Annotated in this window: 21 protein-coding genes; 18 read left to right on the forward strand and 3 right to left on the reverse strand. The window is 49.1% G+C overall.

Annotated features, from left to right (window positions below; all coding sequences use genetic code 11):
• Positions 1-53 precede the first annotated feature (53 nt).
• The 4 genes from mtrA to N7386_RS14060 all read left to right on the forward strand — a co-directional run bounded on the left by mtrA (position 54) and on the right by N7386_RS14060 (position 4,708).
• Positions 54-1,043: a decaheme c-type cytochrome MtrA gene (gene mtrA, locus N7386_RS14045; RefSeq protein ID WP_086902549.1), complete on the forward strand. Its 990-nt coding sequence runs from the start codon at positions 54-56 to the stop codon at positions 1,041-1,043.
• A gap of 12 nt (positions 1,044-1,055) precedes the next feature.
• A complete protein-coding gene (locus N7386_RS14050) occupies positions 1,056-3,143 on the forward strand; it encodes an MtrB/PioB family decaheme-associated outer membrane protein (RefSeq protein ID WP_279769139.1) in 2,088 nt (695 codons plus the stop codon).
• 219 nt (positions 3,144-3,362) lie between these two features.
• Entirely contained in the window at positions 3,363-3,986 is a 624-nt protein-coding gene (locus N7386_RS14055; protein WP_279769141.1) for a hypothetical protein, read from the forward strand.
• A complete protein-coding gene (locus N7386_RS14060; protein ID WP_279769143.1) occupies positions 3,986-4,708 on the forward strand; it encodes a uracil-DNA glycosylase family protein in 723 nt (240 codons plus the stop codon). Before N7386_RS14055 ends, N7386_RS14060 begins: the two co-directional genes overlap by 1 nt.
• Positions 4,709-4,847: 139 nt before the next feature.
• On the opposite strand, the gene N7386_RS14065 is transcribed toward N7386_RS14060, so the two are convergent.
• The gene (locus N7386_RS14065; protein WP_279769178.1) at positions 4,848-6,350 is read right to left on the reverse strand and encodes a M4 family metallopeptidase; all 1,503 of its coding nucleotides are present in this window, start codon (positions 6,348-6,350) and stop codon (positions 4,848-4,850) included.
• A gap of 231 nt (positions 6,351-6,581) precedes the next feature.
• Here N7386_RS14065 and N7386_RS14070 point away from each other — a divergent pair, with 231 nt between their 5' ends.
• The 5 genes from N7386_RS14070 (at position 6,582) to panP (ending at position 13,764) form a co-directional block, all read left to right on the forward strand.
• Positions 6,582-7,814: a sugar diacid recognition domain-containing protein gene (locus tag N7386_RS14070; protein WP_279769180.1), complete on the forward strand. Its 1,233-nt coding sequence runs from the start codon at positions 6,582-6,584 to the stop codon at positions 7,812-7,814.
• Positions 7,815-8,051: 237 nt separating this feature from the next.
• Complete coding sequence (locus N7386_RS14075) at positions 8,052-9,050, forward strand: catalase family peroxidase (protein ID WP_279769191.1); 999 nt, start codon at positions 8,052-8,054, stop codon at positions 9,048-9,050.
• A gap of 259 nt (positions 9,051-9,309) precedes the next feature.
• Entirely contained in the window at positions 9,310-10,668 is a 1,359-nt protein-coding gene (locus N7386_RS14080) for a GntP family permease (protein ID WP_279769193.1), read from the forward strand.
• A 58-nt stretch (positions 10,669-10,726) separates the two neighbouring features.
• Positions 10,727-11,872, forward strand: coding sequence for a glycerate kinase (locus N7386_RS14085; protein ID WP_279769195.1), 1,146 nt, complete (start codon positions 10,727-10,729; stop codon positions 11,870-11,872).
• 242 nt (positions 11,873-12,114) lie between these two features.
• The gene (gene panP, locus N7386_RS14090; RefSeq protein WP_279769197.1) at positions 12,115-13,764 is read left to right on the forward strand and encodes a pyridoxal-dependent aspartate 1-decarboxylase PanP; all 1,650 of its coding nucleotides are present in this window, start codon (positions 12,115-12,117) and stop codon (positions 13,762-13,764) included.
• A 573-nt stretch (positions 13,765-14,337) separates the two neighbouring features.
• Here the strand turns inward: panP and N7386_RS14095 are convergent.
• Positions 14,338-15,072, reverse strand: a complete 735-nt coding sequence (locus tag N7386_RS14095) for a hypothetical protein (protein ID WP_279769199.1) — start codon at positions 15,070-15,072, stop codon at positions 14,338-14,340.
• 129 nt (positions 15,073-15,201) lie between these two features.
• Between N7386_RS14095 and N7386_RS14100 the strand changes: the two genes are divergently transcribed.
• The 9 genes from N7386_RS14100 (at position 15,202) to N7386_RS14140 (ending at position 23,252) form a co-directional block, all read left to right on the forward strand.
• A protein-coding gene (locus tag N7386_RS14100; protein WP_086937296.1) for an IS3-like element ISSpu6 family transposase occupies positions 15,202-16,757 on the forward strand; the annotation gives its coding sequence in 2 pieces (ribosomal slippage) (positions 15,202-15,664 and positions 15,664-16,757; 1,557 coding nt in all).
• Between the two features lie 793 nt (positions 16,758-17,550).
• Complete coding sequence (locus N7386_RS14105) at positions 17,551-18,006, forward strand: nuclear transport factor 2 family protein (RefSeq protein ID WP_279769201.1); 456 nt, start codon at positions 17,551-17,553, stop codon at positions 18,004-18,006.
• A gap of 114 nt (positions 18,007-18,120) precedes the next feature.
• A complete protein-coding gene (locus tag N7386_RS14110; RefSeq protein ID WP_279771034.1) occupies positions 18,121-18,495 on the forward strand; it encodes a hypothetical protein in 375 nt (124 codons plus the stop codon).
• A 142-nt stretch (positions 18,496-18,637) separates the two neighbouring features.
• On the forward strand, positions 18,638-19,405 hold the full coding sequence (locus tag N7386_RS14115; RefSeq protein WP_279769203.1) for an SDR family oxidoreductase: 768 nt from the start codon (positions 18,638-18,640) through the stop codon (positions 19,403-19,405).
• Between the two features lie 13 nt (positions 19,406-19,418).
• On the forward strand, positions 19,419-20,312 hold the full coding sequence (locus N7386_RS14120) for a methylated-DNA--[protein]-cysteine S-methyltransferase (RefSeq protein WP_279769205.1): 894 nt from the start codon (positions 19,419-19,421) through the stop codon (positions 20,310-20,312).
• A 126-nt stretch (positions 20,313-20,438) separates the two neighbouring features.
• Positions 20,439-21,113 (forward strand): Vat family streptogramin A O-acetyltransferase, encoded by a 675-nt coding sequence (locus N7386_RS14125; protein ID WP_279769207.1) that lies wholly within the window; start codon positions 20,439-20,441, stop codon positions 21,111-21,113.
• Between the two features lie 169 nt (positions 21,114-21,282).
• A complete protein-coding gene (locus tag N7386_RS14130) occupies positions 21,283-22,119 on the forward strand; it encodes an AraC family transcriptional regulator (protein ID WP_279769208.1) in 837 nt (278 codons plus the stop codon).
• A gap of 138 nt (positions 22,120-22,257) precedes the next feature.
• Complete coding sequence (locus N7386_RS14135; protein ID WP_240520091.1) at positions 22,258-22,953, forward strand: AzlC family ABC transporter permease; 696 nt, start codon at positions 22,258-22,260, stop codon at positions 22,951-22,953.
• Entirely contained in the window at positions 22,950-23,252 is a 303-nt protein-coding gene (locus N7386_RS14140) for an AzlD domain-containing protein (RefSeq protein WP_011623281.1), read from the forward strand. The genes N7386_RS14135 and N7386_RS14140 overlap by 4 nt, the downstream gene beginning before the upstream one ends.
• Here N7386_RS14140 and N7386_RS14145 read toward each other — a convergent pair.
• Positions 23,242-24,600 carry a sugar MFS transporter gene (locus N7386_RS14145; RefSeq protein WP_089067470.1) on the reverse strand — a complete coding sequence of 453 codons (1,359 nt, stop codon included), beginning with the start codon at positions 24,598-24,600 and terminating at the stop codon, positions 23,242-23,244. The two genes, N7386_RS14140 and N7386_RS14145, sit on opposite strands and share 11 nt — an antisense overlap.
• Positions 24,601-24,658 lie beyond the last annotated feature (58 nt).

Consider the following 24,658-nt stretch of genomic DNA (forward strand, 5'->3'; position numbering starts at 1 on the left):
GGAGTTCGCTCCCCCTTTCTTGAATTTTGTTGGGACAAATTGGGAAGCCTATTATGAAGAACAGCCACAAAATGAAAAACCTACTGCCGGCATTGATGATGTCTGCGGTCATGGTATTTGTCATCGCACCGAGTGCTCACGCCTCCAAGTGGGATGAAAAAATGACGCCAGAGCAAGTCGAAGCGACCTTAGATAAGAAGTTTGCCGAAGGCAACTACTCACCTAAAGGTGCAGACTCTTGCTTGATGTGCCACAAGAAATCCGAAAAAGTGATGGACCTTTTCAAAGGTGTCCACGGCGCCATTGACTCCACTAAGAGCCCAATGGCTGGCCTACAATGTGAGGCTTGCCACGGACCTATGGGTCAACACAACAAGGGCGGCAATGAGCCGATGATCACTTTTGGTAAGCAATCGACCTTAAGTGCCGACAAGCAAAACAGCGTATGTATGAGCTGTCACCAAGACGATAAGCGTATGTCTTGGAATGGCGGTCACCATGACAATGCCGATGTTGCTTGTGCCTCGTGCCACCAAGTTCACGTCGCGAAAGACCCAGTGTTATCTAAAAACACTGAGATGGACGTCTGTACAAGCTGCCACACTAAGCAAAAAGCGGATATGAACAAACGCTCAAGTCACCCACTCAAATGGGCACAAATGACCTGTAGCGACTGTCACAATCCCCATGGGAGCATGACAGATTCTGACCTAAACAAGCCAAGCATTAACGAAACTTGTTATTCCTGTCACGCCGAGAAGCGCGGCCCAAAACTCTGGGAGCATGCACCCGTCACTGAAAACTGTGTCACTTGTCATAATCCCCATGGCAGCGTGAACGATGCCATGCTGAAAACCCGTGCGCCGCAGCTGTGTCAGCAATGTCACGCCAGCGATGGCCACGCCAGCAATGCCTACTTAGGTAACACTGGTTTAGGTTCAAATGTCGGTGACAATGCCTTTACGGGTGGAAGAAGCTGCTTAAATTGCCATAGTCAGGTCCATGGTTCTAACCATCCATCTGGCAAGCTATTACAGCGCTAAGGAGACGAGAAGATGAAATTCAAACTCAATTTGATCACTCTAGCGTTATTAGCCAACACAGGCTTAGCCGTAGCTGCCGATGGTTATGGCCTCGCCAATGCCAATACCGACAAAGTGAAACTCTCAGCATGGAGCTGTAAAGGCTGCGTGGTTGAAACGGGTGTATCTGGCACTGTCGGTGTCGGCGTAGGTTACAATGGCGAAGAGGACATTCGCTCTGCCAATGCCTTTGGTTCTAAAAACGAAGTTGCGGGCAAGTTAGATGCAGACCTTGCCTACCGTGGTGAAAAAGGTTACCGCGCCAGTGTTGAGGCCTATCAACTGGGAATGGACGGCGGACGTTTAGATGTAAATGCGGGCAAACAAGGCCAGTACAATATCAATCTGAACTACCGCCAAATTGCCACCTACGATAGCAATAGTGCCCTCTCGCCCTATTCTGGTATCGGCGGCAATAACCTGACCTTACCCGATAACTGGGTCACCGCAGGTTCAAGCAGCCAAATGCCACTGTTGATGGACAGCCTCAACAGCCTCGAGTTATCACTGAAACGTGAACGCGCGGGCCTTGGGTTCGAATATCAGGGTGAGTCGCTGTGGAGCACCTATGTGAACTACATGCGTGAAGAAAAAACCGGTTTAAAACAAACCGCTGGTAGCTTCTTTAACCAATCTATGATGTTGGCAGAACCCGTGGATTACACCACTGACACCATAGAAGCGGGCGTGAAACTCAAAGGCGATCGTTGGTTCACAGCGCTCAGTTACAATGGTTCAATTTTCAAAAATGAATACAACCAGCTGAACTTTGACAGTGCCTTCAACCCCACCTTTGGTGCGCAAACGACTGGTGCCATTGCACTCGATCCCGATAACCAGTCACACACAGTGTCGCTGATGGGTCAGTATAACGACGGCAGTAACTCACTGTCTGGCCGTATTTTAACCGGACAAATGAGCCAAGATCAGTCACTGGTGACCTCTGGCTACGGTTATCAACTGCCAACGGATGCGGTAGACGCCAAAGTCGACCTACTAGGCATGAACCTCAAAGTCGTGAGCAAGGTCAGCAACTCCCTTCGCTTAACGGGTAGTTACGATTATTACGACCGTGACAACAATACCCCAATCGAAGAGTGGACTCAGATCAGCATCAACAATGTCAGTGGTAAGGTGGCCTATAACACCCCTTACGATAACCGCACACAGCGCTTCAAAGTGGCGGCGGATTATCGTATTACCCACGGCATTAAGCTCGATGGTGGTTATGACTTCAAGCGTGACGAACGTGAGTATCAAGACCGTGATAGCACGGATGAGAACACCGTTTGGGCCCGTTTGCGCGTCAATAGCTTCGACATGTGGGACATGTGGGTAAAAGGCAGTTACGGCAACCGTGACGGCTCACAATACCAAGCGTCTGAATGGACGTCTTCTGAAACCAACAGCCTGTTACGTAAGTACAATCTGGCTGACCGTGACAGAACCCAAATCGAAGCACGCATCACTCACACGCCACTCGAAAGCCTGACCATAGACTTCGGTGCCCGTTATGCGCTGGATGATTATACCGATACTGTGATTGGCTTAACTGAGTCAAAAGACACCAGTTACGATGCCAATATCAGCTATATGATCACCGCTGACTTACTGGCAACGGCCTTCTACAACCACCAAACCATAGAATCAGAACAAGCGGGTAGCAGCAATTACAGCACCCCAACTTGGACTGGCTTTATTGAAGACAAAGTGGATGTGGTTGGCGCTGGCATCAGTTACAACAATCTGCTGGAGAACAAGTTACGCCTAGGTCTGGATTACACTTACTCAGACTCCGACAGTAACACTCAAGTCAGACAAGGTATCACCGGCGACTATGGCGACTATTTTGCCAAAGTCCATAACATTAACTTATACGCTCAATATCAAGCGACCGAGAAACTCGCGCTACGCTTCGATTACAAAATTGAGAACTATAAGGACAATGACGCCGCTAACGATATCGCCGTTGATGGCATTTGGAACGTCGTAGGCTTTGGCAACAACAGCCATGACTACACTGCACAAATGCTGATGCTGAGCATGAGTTACAAGCTCTAATCTGCGTTTATTGATAATCAAAAGCCCGCACTGCGGGCTTTTTTATTGCCAACGAACACTCACCGCGCTTTAGATACAGGTCCAGTCTATTCCAGCGACCAAAATCTTGAATAAGATCAGACTCTGAGGCAAAACTTACGCCGAAGGTGAGGTATTCCTTGAGTTTACTGGCACTTTAGCGGATGTTAATTCAGAGAGTTAACTATCATTGGATCTTAGATGTCGTCCTTCACTTGTTGCTTGTGGCGTTTGTGGCGTTTATCGCCTCTGCCCGCCTCGATAGGCTTAAGTTTGCTCGCTACCCCAGCCATGGCATTCGATTCCAGCGGTGGCACGGCGAGTTTATTTATCATCGTCGGACTGGGTGGATTTACTCTTATCAACGCATTGATGCAGGGGCTGTTCTTTTTTGCGGGTCAGTATCGTAATCCCCTCTTTGCCAAACGCCACGTGCTGACCGCACTGATAGTGCCATTGCTCGCCTTTGCCTTAACCCTTTATGATCACCGTGCTTGGAGTGACTTTGCACTCAATCTCGGCATGATCATTGTCGGCGTTGGGCTGATTTTATTACCGCTGCAGTTACGCCAACTTAACCAGCCCAGCAACCAACACGCGAACTGGCTGCTGAGTCTTGGTGCCCTATTCATCTTAGGCATCAGTTATCTGCTGCCACCCTGCGCCCTGTTTGCGATTATCTTGGGCCATATTGCATTAGCCTCTCATGCCAAAGCTCCCACTAAAGCCTTGGGAGCCAAGTTATTGAGTTACCTTGTATTAGTCGCCTCCTATGCGCTCTTTGGCTATTGGCTCTACCAGCTATTGAGCAAACTTGGGGCTTGATGATGACAGACATGTCGCACCCAGCTATCGAGCCAAACGGCTCAGCCGAGCTCAATGTACTGCTTAAACAAATCCGCGCTTGCCAACTGTGTCAGGCCGAATTACCCCTACCAGCGAAGCCCATCTTGCAAGCCAGTAGCCAAGCACGGATCTTAATCGCCGGCCAAGCCCCCGGCGTAAAAACCCATCATAAGGGCATCCCCTTCGACGATGCCAGTGGCGAGCGGCTGCGCGCTTGGCTTAATGTCAGTCGGGAACAATTTTATGACCCCGCATTGTTTGCCATAGTACCGATGGGATTTTGTTTTCCGGGAACCATTGAACGCAATGGAAAAAAGCAAGGTGATAAACCGCCACGCCCCGAGTGCGCCGCAACTTGGCATGCGAAGTTATTGGCCTTGATGCCACAGATAGAATTAGTGCTGGTCCTTGGTCAATATGCCATTGATTACCATCTACCGCGCACACCTACCATAGATACGACAGACGTAGCATTAAGCTCTCAAGCGATAGCGGTATCTACCCCACAAACGAACAAGAAGATCACAGTGACCCAAGCCATTGAGCAATGGTCGTTATATTGGCCTAGGCTGATGGTCATGCCCCACCCTAGCCCGCGCAACAATCTTTGGCTAAAACAGCATCCCGAGTTTGAGCGCGAACAGCTCCCCACACTTCAAGCGCGTATCGCAGGCCTGCTGGCAAGTTCTGTTCCTAAATAAACCCCAATCAAATCCCAATAAAAAGCCCCATTAAGGGGCTTATAGACAGGAACTCGGAAACTAAATCTTAGAAACTGGAGCTTAGAAAGGTTTAGTCGAGCAACTTAACTGCCCTCAAAACGCTGCACGGCTCTCAATATCATTGGCAACTCACGCCCACCACGGCAAATGCCGCAGCCACATCCGCCACAGGATAATCAGAACCATTGGCACTCGCCGCCTGCTGCACACCACAGGCCGCTTGGTTAAAGGTCGAGGTTGGTGTCCAATACAGCCTGTTCGCTAACACAAACACATCGAACGCCTTGCGGGTATTCCAACCACTCTTGGTCGCCAGAGTGTAAAAAGCTTTGTTAAACACCCCAGAGGAGTAATGCACATCCATGGAACTAGTGTAATTGGCAGCATTGTCGATTGAGCGGCCATCCTTAGGTGGATTATCCATATAACGCAATGCACCACTGCCTTTAACTATGTCGTAGCCCACTTTCCAGTCGTTACTGCCACGCATGTAGAACTCGGCCGCCTCACCGGCAATATCCGAAAACGCTTCATTGATACCGCCGGACTGGCCGCTGTAATTTAAGCCCGAGTTCTGCTCGGTAAAGCCGTGGCTCACTTCATGGGCGGAAACGTCCAAACTCACGAGGGGATAGAAGTAACTCGCACCATCACCGAAGGACATAGCCGAGCCGTCCCAGAAGGCATTTTCATAGTTACGGCCATAATGCACCCGCATTTCTAACTGAAAGGTTAACGGTGCAGTGTTGTACCAATCCTTATACATATTAAAAATAACGCCACCGAAATAGTGGGCATCATTTAATGGCGAATAAGCGCCATTGACCGTCTGATAAGTGTTCTCCGGACAAGTAAAGGTGAACACAGAACCTCGGCGGGTCGAGTTCGCCATGTTCACGGTTTTCACATTGGCGTTGGTCATAGTGCATGTACCATTAGACTCACTCACCTTAAGAAAACCGTAATCACTGCCGTAGTAGTAACCACCGATTTTGGCATTGCCACCAGGACCCGTTGCATCCAAGGGAGTACTGCTGCCGCCTGAGCCGCCTCCTCCACCACCGGGTTTACCCACGTTATTCTTGGCGGTCATGATCTCATTCCAGTGCTCAAGCACCTCGCCGGTTTGCGCATCGACAAAACCCGTTGGTCGAGATAACGCATCGGTTTGATCGCTTAAGTAAGACACCCGATACACTAACCTCGGGGTATCCTCGGTCATCAAGATCACCAGTTGCACATCCTTTTTACCGGTTGCCGCCGAACCTGGATATAACCGATTCAACGCCGCAATCGCCTGCCCTTGAGAAATCCCTGCCGCTACCGAAAAATCATCCGCAATTTGTGCCACATCCCCCATGGCGCTTTGTTCTGTATCATCCGTGCTCACAACCAGATGATGGCCATACACCAGCACACCATCGAAATACTGCAACGCTTTCGTTTTGCTTTGACCTTTATTGAGCGTTACCGTTTTGACCTCTTTAAAGCTGTGTTTTTGGCTCAACCCTGCCGCTGCCGAGAGGGATTGCCCGTGATTAACGTTGAACTCAGCGGCCTGCGCCTGAAGGCTTGCCGCAACGCACATACTGAGTACAGAAGGTAAGAGATAGACTTTCATCGTGATATCCTTCGCCCTGTCCACAAAGGGACAAATGACACTTAAGGGAACAAAATACCGCCATAACCTTTCCCCAACTCAATTGTTAAAAATAGGTTAACAAGAGTTGGGTTCAATTCTCAGTATAGAAGATAAAAAAACACCTGCCCTTTTCTGTCGTTTGCCTTTACCCTTATGGCGTCGCCGTTTAGGCGAAGCTTTGTATCAATCCTTTGAAAATTAAGGTGAGTTATGTACGTTTTGGATCAACACATCGCTAAACAAATTGTGAGTCGCACCATGAAAATCATTGGGCACAATATCAATGTGATGAATGGTCAGGGCGTGATCTTAGGTTCCGGCGATCCCAAACGTATTGGCTCGACCCACGAGGGGGCGCTGCTCGCTATCGCCCAAAACCGCAATGTGGAACTGAGTGAAGAAGTAGCCTCAGGCTTACATGGCGTCAAACCCGGCATCAATTTGCCCTTGCATTATCAAGGGCAAATTATTGGGGTGATTGGTATTACTGGCGATCCGGCCGAGTTAACCCACTACGGTGAGCTGCTAAAAATGACCGCCGAGATGATTGTCGAGCAAGCCAATCAGCAGGATCAGCTGCAGTGGGAAAATCGTCAGCGTGAAGAATTTATTTTGCAGTTGATTAAGGCGCAAACCGATGACGATGAGCAATTGCATCGCTGGGCCAAGCAACTCGACATCGATATCAATTTGCCGCGAGTGGCCGCCATAATTGAAGTCAGTGAAAAACAATCCGCGCCACCCCAGCAAAAATCCGCTGCGTTTTCTTCATTAATCCAGAGCGAGCAAAACGCAGACGAGCGTAATCCCAGAGTCAGCGAAATCCTCAAGCAAGTGCTGCATTTACTGCAAAATCCCGATCGCGGCAACTTGATAGCCATGACCTCGATGTCGCAACTGGTGATCTTAAAACCGGCCTTTCTGGATGGTAAACAATGGGATCCCGAGCTTGAAAACCAACGTATCGATAAACTACTGCAGCGCTTACCGGCGCAAATGGATTTAAATTTTAAAATCGCCCTAGGGCATTTTTTCCCTGAAAAAGGCGGTATTGCGCGCTCCTACCAAACCGCGCAGGAAACCTTGAACTTAGGCAAGCAGCTTAACCCCGAGGGCACTAAATACCTGTTTGAAGACTACTCCTTGCAAGTGCTGTTATCTGGGCTCAAGCATGATTGGCGTGGTCAGGCGCTGGCCAGTCCCTACCAACAGTTAGCCAAGGCCGATAAAAATGGTCAGTTACGCAAAACCCTAGCCGCCTATATCACTCACTTTGGTGATGCGCAGCAATGCGCTAATGCGCTGTTTATTCACCGAAATACCCTAAGGTATCGGTTAGATAAAATTCAGCAACTCACCAAGAGTGACATCCATTCCCTCCACGGATTGTTAAGCCTTTATCTTGGGCAGTTGATAGATACCTCAAATTACCGACTCGAGTAGTGCCCCATATCACCACTAGCGTAAAACTCAACATCAGCAAGCGTTAACTCAATGAATGAATTGAAATTAGCCAAGATATTTCACTCATACAAGCTCAGGCATAATCCAGCAGTCTTGGCTTAGTTTTGCCGTCCTCTGGCCAGATATTCACAAAATAAGTGAAAGATAATTTCGCCTCGTCCTTTCCTATCAATGCACAAGACACCCATACGGTTAAATTGTTAAGGAAGGAAATCCATGCAGCCATATCATGCCAAACTCAGCTCATTCGCCACTGCGTGCCTAATGGTCGGCTCAGTGTTTGTCGCCCCACTTGCCAGCGCGGCGGAGCGTACCATTCCAGAATTAGTGGATGCAGTGAACGGCACGCCAGATGCGGCGAGTCGCGAGGCGGGTAAAAAAGTTAAACTGCGCAATCATACAAAAGGGTTTTGTACCTCGGGCTACTTTGCCCCCAATCCCCAATTGCACGATTCACTCAACATTCCCTTTTTTAATCAAAATCCCATTAAAGTGACCGCCCGTTTCTCCCTCGGCGGCACTAATCCTAAGCTGTCCGATAAAACCCCGGGGCGCTTCATGTCATTAAAAATCGATGGCGAGCGGGAAAACCTCAACTTTGTCACCACCAATGTGCCGATGTTTTTTGCCAGTAACCTAGAGGATTTTTATCTGTTCCAAACCAAGAGCAAGCAAGGCGCCGAAGGTAAGCAATGGCTTATCGATAATAAGCCCGATGCCAAGGCCTTTTTCGACTATTTAAAACAATTGCCGCCGAGCCCGAGTTTTGCCAATAGCCAGTACTTTGGGGTGAACAGTTTTCTGTTTACCGACAAGCAAAATAACAGCATTGCGGGTAAATGGATTTTTGAACCCGTCGCGGGCACGCAAGCCCTCACCCAGCAATCGTTGGCACAGCTTGGTGATGACTTTCTCAAGCCTGAGTTGCTCAAGCGAATTCAGTCTCAACCTGCCAAGTGGGATCTGTACATTCAGTTTGCGGAACAAGGCGATGAGATTAATAACCCGACAGTGCTTTGGCCAGAAAACCGTTCGCGCATTCTCGTCGGCCAAGTGGTGATTGATGGCAAGCGCGATAGCGATCCTCAAGTGCAACAATGTGATAGAAGCATCTTTAATCCTCTGCTCCTGCCCAAAGGCATAGCAGCGTCGGACGACCCCATCCTCAATGCCCGCACCGCGGCATATGTCGAGTCCTTTATCCGTCGTCAATAAGCGCGGCTCACGTTGGTTCAACAATATTCTTAGCATTACATTCGAATTCACGGCCCTTATTTTGTGCGCATGCACAAAATAAGGGCCAGTTCCGCCCGTAATTCCGTCGATTTACCCAAAGCTATTCAACTGACAGTGTTCAATAATAGGCTGACCTTAAAGCAGCCTTTATTTGGACTTGGGATCAAATAAAGACCGCGCCCTACAAAAACAGCCAAAACCACTTAAGAACTTCAGCCAAGACTGAACGGGAAAACATATGAACTTAGTGCTCATCCTCATCGGCGTGATTGCATTTATTGTTATCGCGACCTCAAAATTTAAGCTCCATCCGTTTTTAACCTTAATTCTGGCCGCCTTTATCGCCGCCTTCGCCTACGGTTTACCGAGTGGCGATATTGCCAAAACCATCACCACAGGCTTTGGTAATATCCTCGGCTATATCGGTCTGGTGATCGTGTTAGGTACCATTATCGGTATCATCCTCGAAAAGAGCGGCGCCGCCATTACCATGGCGGACGTGGTGATCAAAGTCTTGGGCAAACGCTTCCCAACACTCACTATGTCCATCATCGGTTATTTAGTGTCGATTCCGGTGTTTTGTGACTCTGGCTTCGTCATTTTAAACTCGCTTAAACAATCCATGGCCAACCGCATGAAGGTTTCGAGCGTCTCCATGAGCGTGGCGTTAGCCACAGGCCTGTATGCCACTCACACCTTTGTACCGCCCACACCAGGCCCTATCGCCGCGGCAGGTAACTTAGGGCTAGAGTCCAACTTAGGCCTAGTGATTGGTGTCGGCTTATTTGTTGCTGCCGTTGCCGCGCTTGCGGGGATGTTATGGGCGAACCGTTTTGCCATTGTTGAACCCGATGGCGAAGGTGCGGAAGAACTCAAAGCACAAGCTGCTGATTTTGAAGCCTTAAAACAAAGCTATGGCACACTCCCTAGCCCATTAAAGGCATTTGCACCGATTTTTGTGCCTATCCTATTAATTTGCTTAGGCTCTATCGCCAACTTCCCGTCTGCACCACTGGGCAAAGAAGGCCTATTCAGCCTGTTAGTCTTCCTTGGCCAACCCGTTAACGCCCTGCTTATCGGTCTGTTCCTGTCACTGCTGTTACTGAAAAGCGATAACAAGATTGCCGAGTTTAGCGAACGCATCAGCCAAGGCCTCGTCGCCGCAGCACCGATTATTTTGATCACTGGTGCCGGTGGTGCCTTCGGCGCCGTGTTAAAAGCCACACCTATCGGTGACTTCCTCGGTAGTTCACTGTCGGCGCTAGGGGTGGGTATCTTTATGCCCTTTATCGTCGCCGCCGCGCTGAAATCGGCTCAAGGTTCATCTACCGTTGCCCTAGTGGCCACCTCGGCTCTAGTCGCGCCAATGCTGGGCGATATTGGTCTTGGTAGCGATATGGGCCGTGTGTTAACCGTAATGGCCATTGGTGCTGGCGCCATGACAGTCTCCCACGCCAACGACAGCTTCTTCTGGGTGGTGACTCAATTTAGCCGCATGAGCGTTAAACAAGCCTATAAAGCACAAACCATGGCGACCCTTATCCAAGGCGTCACCGCAATGCTGACCGTGTATGTACTAAGCTTAGTGCTGCTCTAAGCCACACTTTTCTCATCCTTGGGCGCATCCGTGCGCCCAAAAAGCTGTAGGATTTTGAATGAAGATAGTTATCGCCCCCGATTCCTTTAAAGAAAGCTTAAGCGCACTCGATGTGGCTAATGCGATCGAACAAGGCTTAACACAAGTGATCCCAGACTGTGAGATTGTCAAAATCCCCGTCGCCGATGGCGGCGAAGGCACTGTGCAATCTATGGTCGATGCCACTGGCGGCAGCATTGTCAATTTAGAGGTCATGGGGCCACTCGGCCATAAAGTCAAAGCCCATTACGGCATTTTAGGCCAGCAAGCCAAAGGCACGATTGCGGTGATTGAAATGGCCTCCGCCTCGGGTTTACACCATGTACCAAGGGATCAGCGTAACCCGCTGCTCACCACCAGTTATGGTACGGGCGAGCTGATTTGTGATGCGCTCAATCGCGGGATAAAGCACATTATTTTAGGCTTAGGCGGCAGTGCGACCAATGATGGCGGCGCAGGTATGGCCCAAGCGCTGGATATTTTACTGCTGGATAAACAAGGTAAAACCTTAAGCGCGGGCGGCGCGGCGCTGTCTCAGCTTGACAGTATCGATATGAGCCACGCTCATCCACTACTGAAAGAATGTACCTTTGAAGTGGCCTGCGATGTCGATAATCCGCTGTGCGGCGAGCGTGGCGCTTCGGCCATATTTGGCCCGCAAAAAGGCGCAACGCCAGAGATGGTCAGCACCTTAGACGCAGCACTGAGTCACTATGCCGATGTGATTGCCCAAAGTGGTGTCACCGATCACCGCAACCAAGCTGGCGCGGGCGCGGCGGGCGGTATGGGGCTGGGCGTAATGGCCTTTTTAGGTGCAGAGCTTAAACCCGGTGTCGAAATTGTGATGCAAACGGTAGGACTGGCAGACAAAATTCGCGGCGCGGATCTTGTCATCACGGGCGAAGGCCGAATCGATGGCCAGACCATATTTGGCAAAACCCCGATGGGCGTCTTAAAGCAAGCGCAGCTGCAAAATATTCCGACTATCGGGATTGCGGGTTGCCTTGGCGACAATGCCAATGCCGTGCTTGAGCAAGGTATGGCGGCGATTTTCCCCATCATTCCACACTTAAGTCCACTGGACGATGTGCTGGCTAACGCCAAAACGAATCTGACCAATACCGCCCGTAATATTGGCGCGGTCTTGATGCTGGGCAAGCGCTAACTTTACCTTAGTGTTGTGATAGCTAACGACAGACACCCAAGGCGCTATTCATAGCGCCTTTGTTTATTCTGTAACCCAAGCACTGACTTAAGCGGTGTTTTAGTGCTTGATGCCTAAAAGGCCTTGCAGTAAAGTGAGCTCCCTTTTTGGTAATCCGTAAATGGGTTTAAGCGCCATGTATTTGGTTATACTTTTAATCACCTTTGCGGTTTCACTATAAGAATTAATAGACGGCAAGCCCCATGACCCAAAAACTCCCTCGCCAAGCCATCGCATCCGAAGACAGTTTGATGCGAATTTTCACTGTGCCCGAAGATGCGGAATCCACCTTAAGCATTATCGAGCAGAAGCTTTCCGAGGACTTAGCCGGCTTTTTGGGTGACAGCATTGCCGCGCTGGAAAAGCCGCTCTCCGAAATCGAAACCGATTTTCAAGCCTTTGAAATTCCAAGCCAGCCGCGTTTTGTCTCCGACTACACTGACGAAATCATGCAAAATCTGGTGGCGCATTCGGTACATACGGCGGCGCCCAGTTTTATCGGCCATATGACCTCGGCACTGCCCTATTTCGTGTTACCACTGTCGAAAATGATGGTGGGGCTGAATCAAAACTTGGTTAAAATCGAAACCTCCAAGGCGTTTACCCCGCTTGAGCGCCAAGTGCTCGGCATGATGCACCATTTGATTTACGCCCAAAATGATGATTTTTATCGTAATTGGATGCACAGCGCCAACCATTCCCTCGGCGCATTTTGCTCCGGTGGCACTGTGGCTAACATCACCGCCCTGTGGATTGCCCGCAACCAATTACTCAAGGCCGATGGCGACTTTAAAGGCGTGACCCGCGAAGGCTTAATCAAGGCGCTGCGCCACTATGGCTTCGATGATTTAGCGATTCTGGTCTCCGAGCGCGGCCACTACTCTTTAGGTAAGGCCGTCGATCTGCTCGGTATCGGTCGCGACAATATCGTCAGCATCCCAACCGATGGCAATAATAAAGTCGATGTTGCCAAAATGCGCGAAGTCGCCGCCGAACTGGCGAATAAACGCATTAAAGTCATGGCGATTGTTGGGGTGGCAGGCACAACCGAGACGGGCAATATCGACCCACTGCGCGAGCTTGCGGCATTAGCAAGTGAGTTAAACTGTCACTTCCATGTGGATGCGGCTTGGGGCGGCGCAAGCTTATTATCCAATAAATACCGTCACTTACTCGATGGTATTGAACTCGCAGACTCAGTTACCATCGATGCCCATAAGCAAATGTATGTCCCCATGGGCGCGGGTATGGTGCTGTTTAAAAATCCTGAGTTTGCCCATGCGATTGCCCACCACGCCGAATATATTCTGCGTCGAGGCTCCAAGGATTTAGGCAGCCAAACGCTCGAAGGCTCACGCCCCGGCATGGCGATGTTAGTTCATGCCTGCTTGCAGATTATCGGCCGCGATGGTTACGAAATCCTGATCAATAACAGCCTTGAAAAAGCCCGTTATTTTGCCGAGCAAATCGACGCACACCCTGACTTTGAGCTAGTCACCGCGCCAGAGCTGTGCCTGCTCACCTATCGTTATGTGCCCGCGCAGGTGCAAGCCGCCATGCAAGTGGCGATTGAACAAGGCGATAAGGTGAAACTCGCTCGCTTTAATGAGCTGCTCGATGGTCTAACCCAATTTATTCAAAAACACCAACGCGAACAGGGCAAATCCTTCGTCTCCCGCACCCGCATTCAGCCAGCCCGCTATTTTAGACAAGCGACAGTGGTGTTTCGCGTCGTATTAGCCAACCCTTTAACTAGCCATGAGATCCTAAATCAAGTGCTTATCGAGCAAGGTGAAATTGCCGCATTGGATAAAGAGTTCTTGCCCGCGCTATTAGCTATGGCCAATGAATAGCGAGTGATTTAGCGTAAGCTTTAAATCTAATTTAAATACAGAATGTTAATCACAAACAGCCGCAAATATTTGCGGCTGTTTTTGTTTGTAGAGCTGGGATGAAAGAAGGTTAGGTTAAAAATATAAGGCTTTTCAAAGCACTTCTGATCTCGTCACGGACACGCCGAATTCCATTGCTTCCGTGACACGCCGTAAAGCCATCCATGGCGGCTCTGCGATGATATCCATATCATCGAAGGTCACGTCCGCAATCGAATTCGGCTTAGCAAACCTCGGTGTAATCTGCGGCAACGTTTAAAAAGATGAGAGTTTAGCAGTTGTACGCATGTTCTCCCCCTTAACCAATCAAATGGAGAACAGACATGACGCGATTAGCGGCATAGACAACACCGACAGCAATCGCCACAAAAGGCTGGTATTTTTAAACATAGATTTTCCCTTTGCATACGTTGCCTCACGGCAGACTATAAGCGCCTCACTGCGGGTTAACGTGCCCACGCTTCACAGCGTTGGCTAAGTGCGCTTATAGGTATACGGGGATTTTACGCTTTATAAACTATACTTCCTCTAAAATTAATTAATCCCGTAAAGATCTAACTTTGGCAAAATTACATGGCTTTCAGTAGCTACCGAGTTGATTTTTGATATTAAAACCTGAGTTTTCTCTCTGTCATCTATTTGCCTAAACTCGCTAACCAAGAGCATATAATCCCTATCGGAAGTATAAGGTCTAATTATTTCTAAGCGGCGTTCAATGCCTTTGACAGCCTTTAAATTCACCAAGGAAGCAATTAATAAATCTGTGTATACAACTGAGATGAAAAAATAAACCACCATCATGATGACAATAAATTGACCATATCTACGTTTTTTTAATGTTGCACTTTGAATGAAAGAATTAATATTTTCATTTATAGAATTAACATTAGAATTTACTGTTGTTAAGGGTTCTTTTTCTTTAATGGTATCAGTACTGGCTGTCGATAGTTTTGTAAGTTTTCTTTCTGCGAGTTCAAGTTTTCTCCAATTATTTCTGAGAATATAAAAGACAATAAATGGTGAGGCTATAATAAATAACAAAATGAAAAGTGAAGGAATAAAGTAAAGGGAATCCGCGCCAGAACCTACTTGCTCATATAGTCTATCAATATACCCTGAATGTATTGAAGTAGCTAGACGAACAAAAATACTACCTAACCAGTAAAGCAAGTCTTTTACTGCAACTTCCCACAATCCTGAACCCAAAGCTCCAATTAATAACATGAGCGAAAAGGAAAAGAAACCCTTGAAAAATCTATTAATCACCACAGTTACGATTCCAGAAATAGAATGTTAATAGATTGATTGTATTGTAACGTGGTTCCCCCTGTGTCAGGATTGTTGTCACCCCTAAATAATCATTATGTTTAAAGACAGGGTGCGGCAAAAGAGAACGATATGGCTCGGTATTCACCAGAACGTAAAGAAGCGATCCTTAAAAAATTATTACCTCCTCACAACTTAACGGTCGCAGAGGTCGCTCGGGAAGAAGGCATCGCGGTGCAAACCTTGTATCATTGGCGAGATATTGCCAGAAAAGAAGGTCGCCCCGTGCCAGGTAAAACATTAACAGCCGATGATTGGTCGGCTGAAGCAAAACTTGCCGTGATTATTGAAACAGCGCCGCTGTCGGAAGCGGAGATAAACCAGTATTGCCGTGAAAAGGGCTTGTTCCGCGAGCAAGTACAGCAGTGGAAACAGGATTGTTTAGCTGGTTTTCAAACCTCAGAAGTACAAACTAAAACCATTAAACAGCAGGCTAAGGCTGACAAAGCCGAAATCAAATCGCTGCAACGGGAATTGCGCTATAAGGAGAAAGCGCTGGCTGAAGCTGCTGCGTTACTGGTGCTCAGAAAAAAGCTCAATGCGCTCTGGGGGGACGACAGCGAGGAGAGCTAACCCCCTTGCCTGAGCGCATAGCATTGATTGCCTTAATCCAAGAGGCCTATACCAATGGTGCTCGCCTTTATAAGGCTTGTGCTGAAACGGGCCTCAGTAAGCGTACCTATCGACGTTGGTATCGAGAAGGTCAAGTGCAAGCTGATTTAAGGCCAACAGCAGCTCGACCAGAGCCAGCAAATAAACTCGAAGAACATGAGCGACAACAGATATTAAGTGTGTGCAATCAAGCGGAGTACGCCAGCTTACCCCCGTCGCAAATTGTGCCAACATTATTAGATAACGGGATTTATATCGCCTCGGAATCCAGCTTCTACAGAGTGTTAAATGCTCATGGTCAACTTAACCATCGTGGCCGCACTCAGGCTGCGGTCAATCGAAGCAAACCGTTGAGTTATCGGGCAGATGGGCCGAATCAAGTGTGGTCATGGGACATCACTTATTTAGCCTCAATCGTCAAAGGCCAGTTCTACTATTTGTACCTGTTTGAAGATATTTACAGTAGAAAAATAGTGGGTTACGAAGTTCATGAGCAAGAAAGTGGGGAATATGCCGCTGCGCTAATCCAACGCTGTCTGTTACGCGAGCAATGCTTTAACACGCCATTAGTGCTGCATTCTGATAATGGGGCGCCGATGAAGTCACTGACCATGAAAGCCAAGCTGGAAGAGCTTGGTATTACGGCATCATTAAGTCGGCCGCGGGTGAGTAATGACAACCCCTTTTCAGAGTCGTTATTTAAAACGTTGAAATACCGCCCACAGTGGCCGGCATCAGGTTTTAGCTGCTTAGCAACAGCAAGAGAATGGGTGGAAAAGTTTGTAACCTGGTACAACGATGAGCATAAACACAGCCAGCTAAATTTTGTCTCACCAGGGCAACGTCATGCACTGCAAGATGGCGCTATTTTAGCGAAGCGCAAGAAAGTGCTTGAGGCGGCGAAGGAAAGAAAACCGATGCGTTGGTCTACAGAGATCAGAAATTGTGAAGCGGTTGGCGCTGTAACACTCAACCCAGATAAGGCACCAGAAGAAGGCGTAATAAATGCAGCTTAATATTTAAACAAAGAGTGACAACTATCTTGAAAAACACCGGGTTCACGAAATCAATGGGATTAAAACTGAATATGTGGTTTTAATATTCCCCTTCACCACTTAATTCGTGTTCATATCCTTCATTACATAATCCAGTGGCACCAGCTAGGCCAGTACACTGGGGCTAATATACATTTCAGCGGCCATCATACGACGGTCAGCGGCGCGGCTTAAGCGACCACAGCGAATAATGGCCGCAGCCTTTGCATATGAAAGAAAGACAGGAGAGGCATGAGTCTTTTGGGGTTAACAGTTAACTCCGAAGTAACAGAATACACCTCCCCTCGGAGTTGCCGCAGGGCGAATAGACAAATTGCGTGAGTCTCGGCATGGATGCCGAGCTAGCTTTCGCAGGTGCAGGGACGCATCCTTCGGAAGCGATAGCAAATTTGGCAATGAGCACAAGGGGTTTTCAACTCCGTTAGGGGCGTCTTGGAGCATCCAAGGAGGATAGGACGAGCAGTCCTCCTTGGTCGGGTGTGGGGTGAAGCCCCACGACTTTGACTTTGCTTTTAAATAATTTAACGAGCAACCCTCCTTGGTCGACTCTTGATTATAAATCAGGGGGTGAAACCCACGACGCTGTTTTAGTCTTGAATAACAAGGTAAAACAATCATCAAAAATGAGCTGATAAATAAATGTTTGCCTTCCAGATAGTCGAGGTTTGCTCGATGTTGGTTTTTGCACCACGTCAGAGTAATCTAGCCAAAATCAACATTTAGACATTTTTATAACCAATGCAAAGGAGTTGCGATGAAATACTATTTATCGATGTTGCTCACCCTCTGTTGTCTGCTGAGTCCATCCGCAAACGCGAGCCAAACCTGTGGTGCTGAGTGCCAATTACCGCAAATTCATGCCTACTTTAAAGCCTTAGATAAGGTCAGCCAATCGGGTTCTAGCGAACAAGATGTCGATGATTTTCTGGGATTACTGCATCCTAATGTAAATTATATCCACCTCGAATATGGCGCTAATTTTGATAGGGCCAGTTGGCGCAGTGCCTTTATCCGCAATATTGCTCGCGGCGCCTATCAACAGCCGAAGGAGCAGCGGGTATTAAATTACATTGTGGGTAAAAACCATGTCGCCGTCGAATATGCCCACGGCAGCATTCAACCCGATGGACAATGGCAGCAAGAGCAGCCTCTGCTGGTCTTATTTGGCTTTACCGATGGCAAAATCTCCCTGGTAAAAGAGCTGTGGTAAGGCTTGTGCGATAAAGAGGGGAAATCGATACTGGCTTAAAGCTATTGGGTTGAACAGTATCGATTAAACCATTGAATAAAGGTGCTAATACACCTCACAAGACAAGGTATGGCGATGTACTTTATTGCGGCTTTTGGTCTATTGATGCTGTTATTCAGTCTTGTGATGGTCGTCAAGCCAGCGACGTTCGCTGATGGCATTATTGCATTTAGCGAGCAGCCCTACTTCCATATTGCTGAAGTGGTTAGCCGAATTATGGCGGGTGTGATTTTTATCCAATATTGCGCCAATACCCGATTTCCACAGATCTTTTTGGCGATAGGCATTGTCTTACTCTGCGTTGGAATAGGCTTGGCATGCACGCCGCCGAGTAAACATCGTAAATTTGCCCTATGGTCAGCCCAAGCGTTTAAAAATCAATTCCGCTTAATCGGTGTTGTTTCCGTCCCGCTGTCTTTGCTACTGATTTATGCCGCTGGCGTTGCCTAAAACTCCGTAGCAATCCGCCAAACTTTCACGACGTTAGCAGCCGAGTGTAAAAGCGCAAGATTCGGGTCGAGTAACCTGCCCTAACCCTTCACTATGTCTCTATCGGCGCATAATGGCCGAGGCAATTAATGGAGACATATCTATGGCAGTGTTACAGGGAAAGGTCGCAATCATTACTGGGGCAAGTTCGGGGATTGGCTATGCCACCGCAAAACGCTTTGCCCGTGAAGGCGCAAAGCTGGTGCTGGGCGCGCGCCGCGGCGCCATATTGGCCTCATTGGTGGATGAAATAATCACCCAAGGCGGTGAAGCGGTTTATCTGGCGGGTGATGTGACCGACGAGGTGTATGCCAGTGATTTAGTGGCGCTTGCCGTCAAGCAGTATGGTGGATTAGATATCGCCTTTAATAATGCCGGCATTAATGGTGAGTTAGGCGTAGATTCGGATGCGCTTAGCCGAGCGGAATGGGAAAACACCCTAACAACCAACCTTACCAGTGCATTTTTAGCGGCAAAATATCAATTGCCACAAATGCTTAAACGTGGTGCAGGGTCGATTATTTTTACATCTTCCTTTGTTGGCTATACCATAGGCTTTCCGCAAACGGCGGCCTATGCGGCGAGTAAAGCGGGGATGATTGGTTTAACCCAATCCTTGGCCGTTGAATACGGCGCGCGCGGGATTAGGGTCAATGCACTATTACCAGGCGGGACTGATACACCGATGGGGCGGGAGTTTGCCAATACTCCGGAGGCCATGGCCTTTGTGAAGAACCTCCATGCCCTCAAGCGCCTCGCAGATCCCGCGGAAATGGCCCAATCGGCGCTATATCTCGCCTCCGATGCGGCCAGTTTTACCACAGGGATAGCCTTATTGGTCGATGGTGGTGTTTCCATCTGTAAAACCTAGGGAATGGATAACGATGACCCAAGATTACGAGCGAATTACGCGTGCCATTGACTTTATTCGTCAGCATGTGGGTCATCAACCCTCACTGGCCGAGATTGCGGCGCACGTCCATTTAAGTGAATTCCATTTTCAGCGGCTCTTTAGTCGCTGGGCGGGGATCACTCCCAAACGTTATTTGCAGGCCTTAACTCTTGAGCGGGCTAAACAGTTATTGCAGCAGCCGTCCCACTCGACCTTGAGTGCCAGTTATGAGTTAGGCCTGAGCAGTGGCTCGCGCTTATACGATCATTTTGTGCAACTCGAGGCGGTCACCCCCTTCGAATATCGTCAGCAGGGTTTAGGGATCAGCATTGCCTATGGCTATCATCCTACGCCCTTCGGTTTGGCCTTTATCGCCCAAACGGCACGGGGCATTTGCCAGTTTGATTTTGTCGATATGCAGCAAATTCAATCGCCATTGGAACGTCTAAAGCAGAGCTGGAGTCAGGCCACCATTTATGAGGACACGGCGCAAACGGCAAGCTTAATCGATCACCTCTTTAGCCAGTACTTTGCGGGCTCGAGTGCCGCAGAGGTTAATTTAACAGCACCTAATACTCAGGCGATTCACCAAGCCAAGCCTGCCCCGTTATCACTCTGGGTAAAAGGCACTAATTTTCAGCTCAATGTGTGGCGCGCCCTGCTGAATTTACCTAAGGGAGAGGTCGCCTCCTACGGTGATATTGCCAAGGCCATTGGCAAGCCTAAGGCCTCACGCGCCGTCGGTACGGCGATTGGCGCCAATCCGGTGGCATTACTTATCCCCTGCCATCGAGTGCTACGTCAAAGTGGTGAACTTGGTGGTTATCGCTGGGGTGAAACCCGTAAACATGCCATATTGGCAAGGGAAGCGGCCTATTGTGAGTAAAAGATCCACCAGCGGGTTTAACTGGACTTTTCTGTTATTAACTATGCGTGACTCTTAACGGCGCTACGACTATAAACTGCGCGCTATTACCCAATTCTTAGCCATTGAATAATCAGGGAGGCAAACATGCCGACGCATTCCCCATCTCAACTGGGACCTAACCCGAACGACAAATCCCCCTTAAAAGGATTCCCTCAGGTGGGGTTTCTGAAGAACTTTATTAGCAGTGACAACATTATCGTCGGCGATTACACCTATTACGACGACCCAGCAGGGCCAGAGCGTTTCGAGTCAAACGTGCTTTATCACTTTGACTTTATTGGCGATAAACTGATTATCGGTAAATTTTGTGCCATTGCACGGGACGTTAAATGCATTATGAATGGCGCTAATCACCAGGTATCGGGCTTTTCCACTTATCCCTTTTATATCTTCGGCAATGGCTGGGAGAAGGCAACACCTAAGCCCGAGGATTTACCCTTTAAGGGCGACACCCGCATTGGCCATGATGTGTGGATCGGCTATAACGCCACCATTATGCCCGGCGTCAACGTCGGTCACGGTGCCATTATCGCCAGCCAAGCCGTGGTCACTAAGGATGTGCCACCCTACGCCATCGTCGGCGGCAACCCCGCAACTGTGATTAAGTTGCGATTCGAGCCCGAAGTAATAGACACATTACTCGCCATTGCCTGGTGGGACTGGCCAATTGAGAAAATCACCGAGCATTTACCTGCCATTGTGGGCGCCGATCTTAGCCAATTAGCCCGCTTGGCCGATGAGATTCACTCGCGGCCCTAAGCGTTTGCGCCAGAAGACAGCGCCCAAAACTTCCCCACAAACACGGCAAAGCGCAATTTTGTACAAAAGTGTCGAGGCGTTCTGGGTTACTATCTGGCAAAACAAGCGTTAAACGCCTTGGTCTTGATAAACGCACTCACCCATTCATCCAGTCGATAAAGGAGGCCGAATGAACACTGAACATGCGGCCTACCACATCGCCAATGAACTGGGTGGCCTTGAGCTACTTAATGCCCGCTACCATAAGCAAAATTTTAGTCGCCATACCCACGAAGGTTATACGGTTGGCGTGATTGAAACGGGCGCTCAGCGTTTTTATCGCACGGGTGGCAACCATGTGGCGCCAAAGCACAGCATTATTCTTGTCAATGCCGACGAAGTGCATAATGGTTGTAGCGCCACCGAGGACGGCTGGTCCTATCGTGCTATGTATCCCGTTCCCGCCCAATTTGCCAATATGACTCAGGAGTTCACTTCAGCTCGCGGCGCGCCCTATTTCCCACAACCCGTAGTGCACGACCCCGAGCTTGCCGAATTGCTGCGCCTCACCTTTAGCACCTTAGATACCTCGGACAATCGCCTACTACGTGAAAGTCTGGTCTATTCGAGCCTGACGCAACTGATGGCGCGCCATGGCCGTAATTATCCCAGTGAACACTTGGGGGCAAACGCTAAGCCCGCATTAGCCTTGGTGAAATCCTTTATTGACGATCACCCCGCGGCCGATATCTCCCTCGAAGAGCTAGCCACACTCGCAGGATTAAGCCCCTATTATTTGCTTAGACAATTCCAACGTTGTTATGGTCTGCCGCCCCACGCCTATCAAACTCAGGCCAGAGTCAAACTGGCAAAACAGAAAATCGGCCAAGGGATCAAGCTGCTAGATGTCGCCATGGAGTGCGGTTTTCATGATCAGAGCCATTTAAACCGCCATTTTAAAAAGACTGTCGGGCTCACCCCTGGGCAATTTGCCAAGGGGATCGGCCGCAATATTATCCAAGCTTAAGCCCTGATTTTACGTTAGCCTTAACCCCTTATATTCTTTTTATCCCAGCCGTTGTGAGGAGTCAGAGTGTCAGAGCCGTATATTGTCCACACCCATTCATCCAGTAAGACCAAGGCCTTTTTCAAGGGCACACTCGCCATGTTGCCACTCACCATTGCCGTCGTTCCTTGGGGGATCCTCGCGGGCTCATTCGCGATTGAGGTCGGACTAACACCAATAGAAAGTCAGGCCATGTCGGCGATTATTTTTGCGGGCGCCGCGCAATTGGTCGCGCTCGGCATGGTTAAGGCGGGGATTGGTCTGTGGAGCATTTTAATCACCACTTTGCTGATCACCTCGCGTCACTTGCTGTACGCCATGGCGATGCGCAGCCAAATCAGCCCCTTACCACTGAAATGGCGCCTCACTCTGGGCTTTTTATTGACCGATGAACTCTTTGCCATCGCCAACCAAGGCAAGCTGCATAAATTCGATCCTTGGTACGCGCTGGGCGGCGGCCTGAGTTTTTACCTTGGTTGGAACCTCGCCACCCTGCTCGGCATTATCGCGGGCAATGCTATCGATAACTTAGGCGAATTAGGGCTCGACTTTGCCATTGCTGCGACCTTTATTGCGCTTGTAGTCCCGACGGTGAAAAAGCCATCAATCTTAGTCTGTGTGCTGGTTTCGCTCACCTTAGCTGTGGTGTGCGCCGTGCTGGATATTCAGGCGGGACTGTTAATTGCCGCCCTATCGGGGATGAGCGCTGGCGTGCTCTATGCCAAAGTCTCGGGCGAGGATAAGCCAGCCCCAAAAACCGACACGACTGCCACCCAAGCTGAGGAAACCCTATGATCTGGTTAATGATTTTTTCAATGGCGGCGGTGGTATTTATCAGTCGGCATTTACTGCTCGAGCCCAAACTGCCGCTAAGGCTGAGTAAAAATACCCAGACCTTTTTGAGTTATTCGGCGCCCGCCGTACTCACAGCCATCTTTGCACCTATCGTATTTGTGCAGGAAGGCAAACTCGATTTAAGCTTAGATAACAGCTACTTGATATGCGCAGTGGTCGCAACGGTATTAGCATTTGTCACGCGTAATACCCTATTGACCACAGTGCTAAGCATGGGGCTTTTCTTTGCTATTCATTAACCATAGCAGTGCTAGAGGCCACTTTGGCCGTTAACTTATGGCCCCAAATGGCGTAGTAAAATATTAAACCGTAGCAAGGTAACAGTAAGAAATACGCCATTTGGCTGTCACCTTGGCTATGGGCTATGTAGCCATAGAGCAGTGGCAGAATCGCACCGCCCGCAATCCCCATGATCAGTAGCGCCGATGCCGTGGCCGTTAAGCGCCCGAGTCCTTCAAGGGCTAATGGCCACACCGCAGGCCATACCAAGGCGTTTGCCAACCCAAGCAGGGCTAAGTAAAGCACGGGATCGGGCACGGGTAATACGCCTAACCAACCGAGTAACAGTTCAGACAAACCTTGGCTTTGACTGTCGCTGAGCAAGACCCCGAGGGTAAATAACAAGCCCGCGACAGCCGAGCCCACTAATGCCGTTTGCTGGCTGAGCCATCTTGGGATCAGCACGATTCCAAACACATAGCCAAGTACCATAAATCCCATGGTGTAGGAGGTCATCATGCCAAAGTGGGCAACCCCGAGTCCTTGACTAAATAGTCCTATGCTATCACCGGCAATCACCTCGGCGCCCACATAACAGAAGAGTGTTAGAGCCCCTAAGATCACCTGCGGATACTGTAGAATAGCCTTCCAATCGGCTTGGGTACGCTCGACTCGCTCACCTAATTCGGGCTCTGGCAGCGGCGAAAACCACACAAAGGCCATCAATCCCAGTAGTACAAACATCATCATTAAATAGGGCTGTACTAAACGATTGGCTAATTCCGTTAACGCCAATTCGCGCTGCGCTTCGGACAGGCTGGCCAATGCCGTTTCACTGTAGGGGTCCATGCCCGTTAAAATCCAGGCCGTAAAGATAATTGGCACAATAAAGCCCGCGCCCTTATTCACTATCCCCATTAAACTTATCCGCATTGCCGCACTTTCCCGTGGGCCAATACAGACAATGTAAGGATTGGCGGCCGTTTGCAGCAAGGTTAAGCCTGTGCCCAACACAAATAACGCCAAGAGGAAGGTCGCAAAATGGCCGACCAAAGCCGCCACAATAAACAAGCCCGCGCCAGCCGCCATAATCCCTAAACCTAAGGTCATGCCCATCTTATAGCCGAGACGCGTGAGGATAGATGAGGTCGGCAGCGCCATCACAAAATAAGCAATGTAAAACACAAAGGTGACTAAATAGGCTTCAAACTCATTCAACTGACAGGCGATTTTTAAAAATGGGATCAAGGCACCATTGAGCCAAGTCACAAAGCCAAAGACAAAAAATAAAATTCCTATCAATAACATAGGAATAAAACTGCCCTGCGGTGAGGCCGTGGCTTGGGTGCTGTCGGACGTGAATTTCATCGTTTCACCTTTTTGTTATTTTGCTTGTTGAATGGGCAATGAGTTGAGTACTTACCCC

Origin of the sequence: Shewanella sp. GD04112 (assembly GCF_029835735.1) — a bacterium.
Classification (GTDB): domain Bacteria; phylum Pseudomonadota; class Gammaproteobacteria; order Enterobacterales; family Shewanellaceae; genus Shewanella.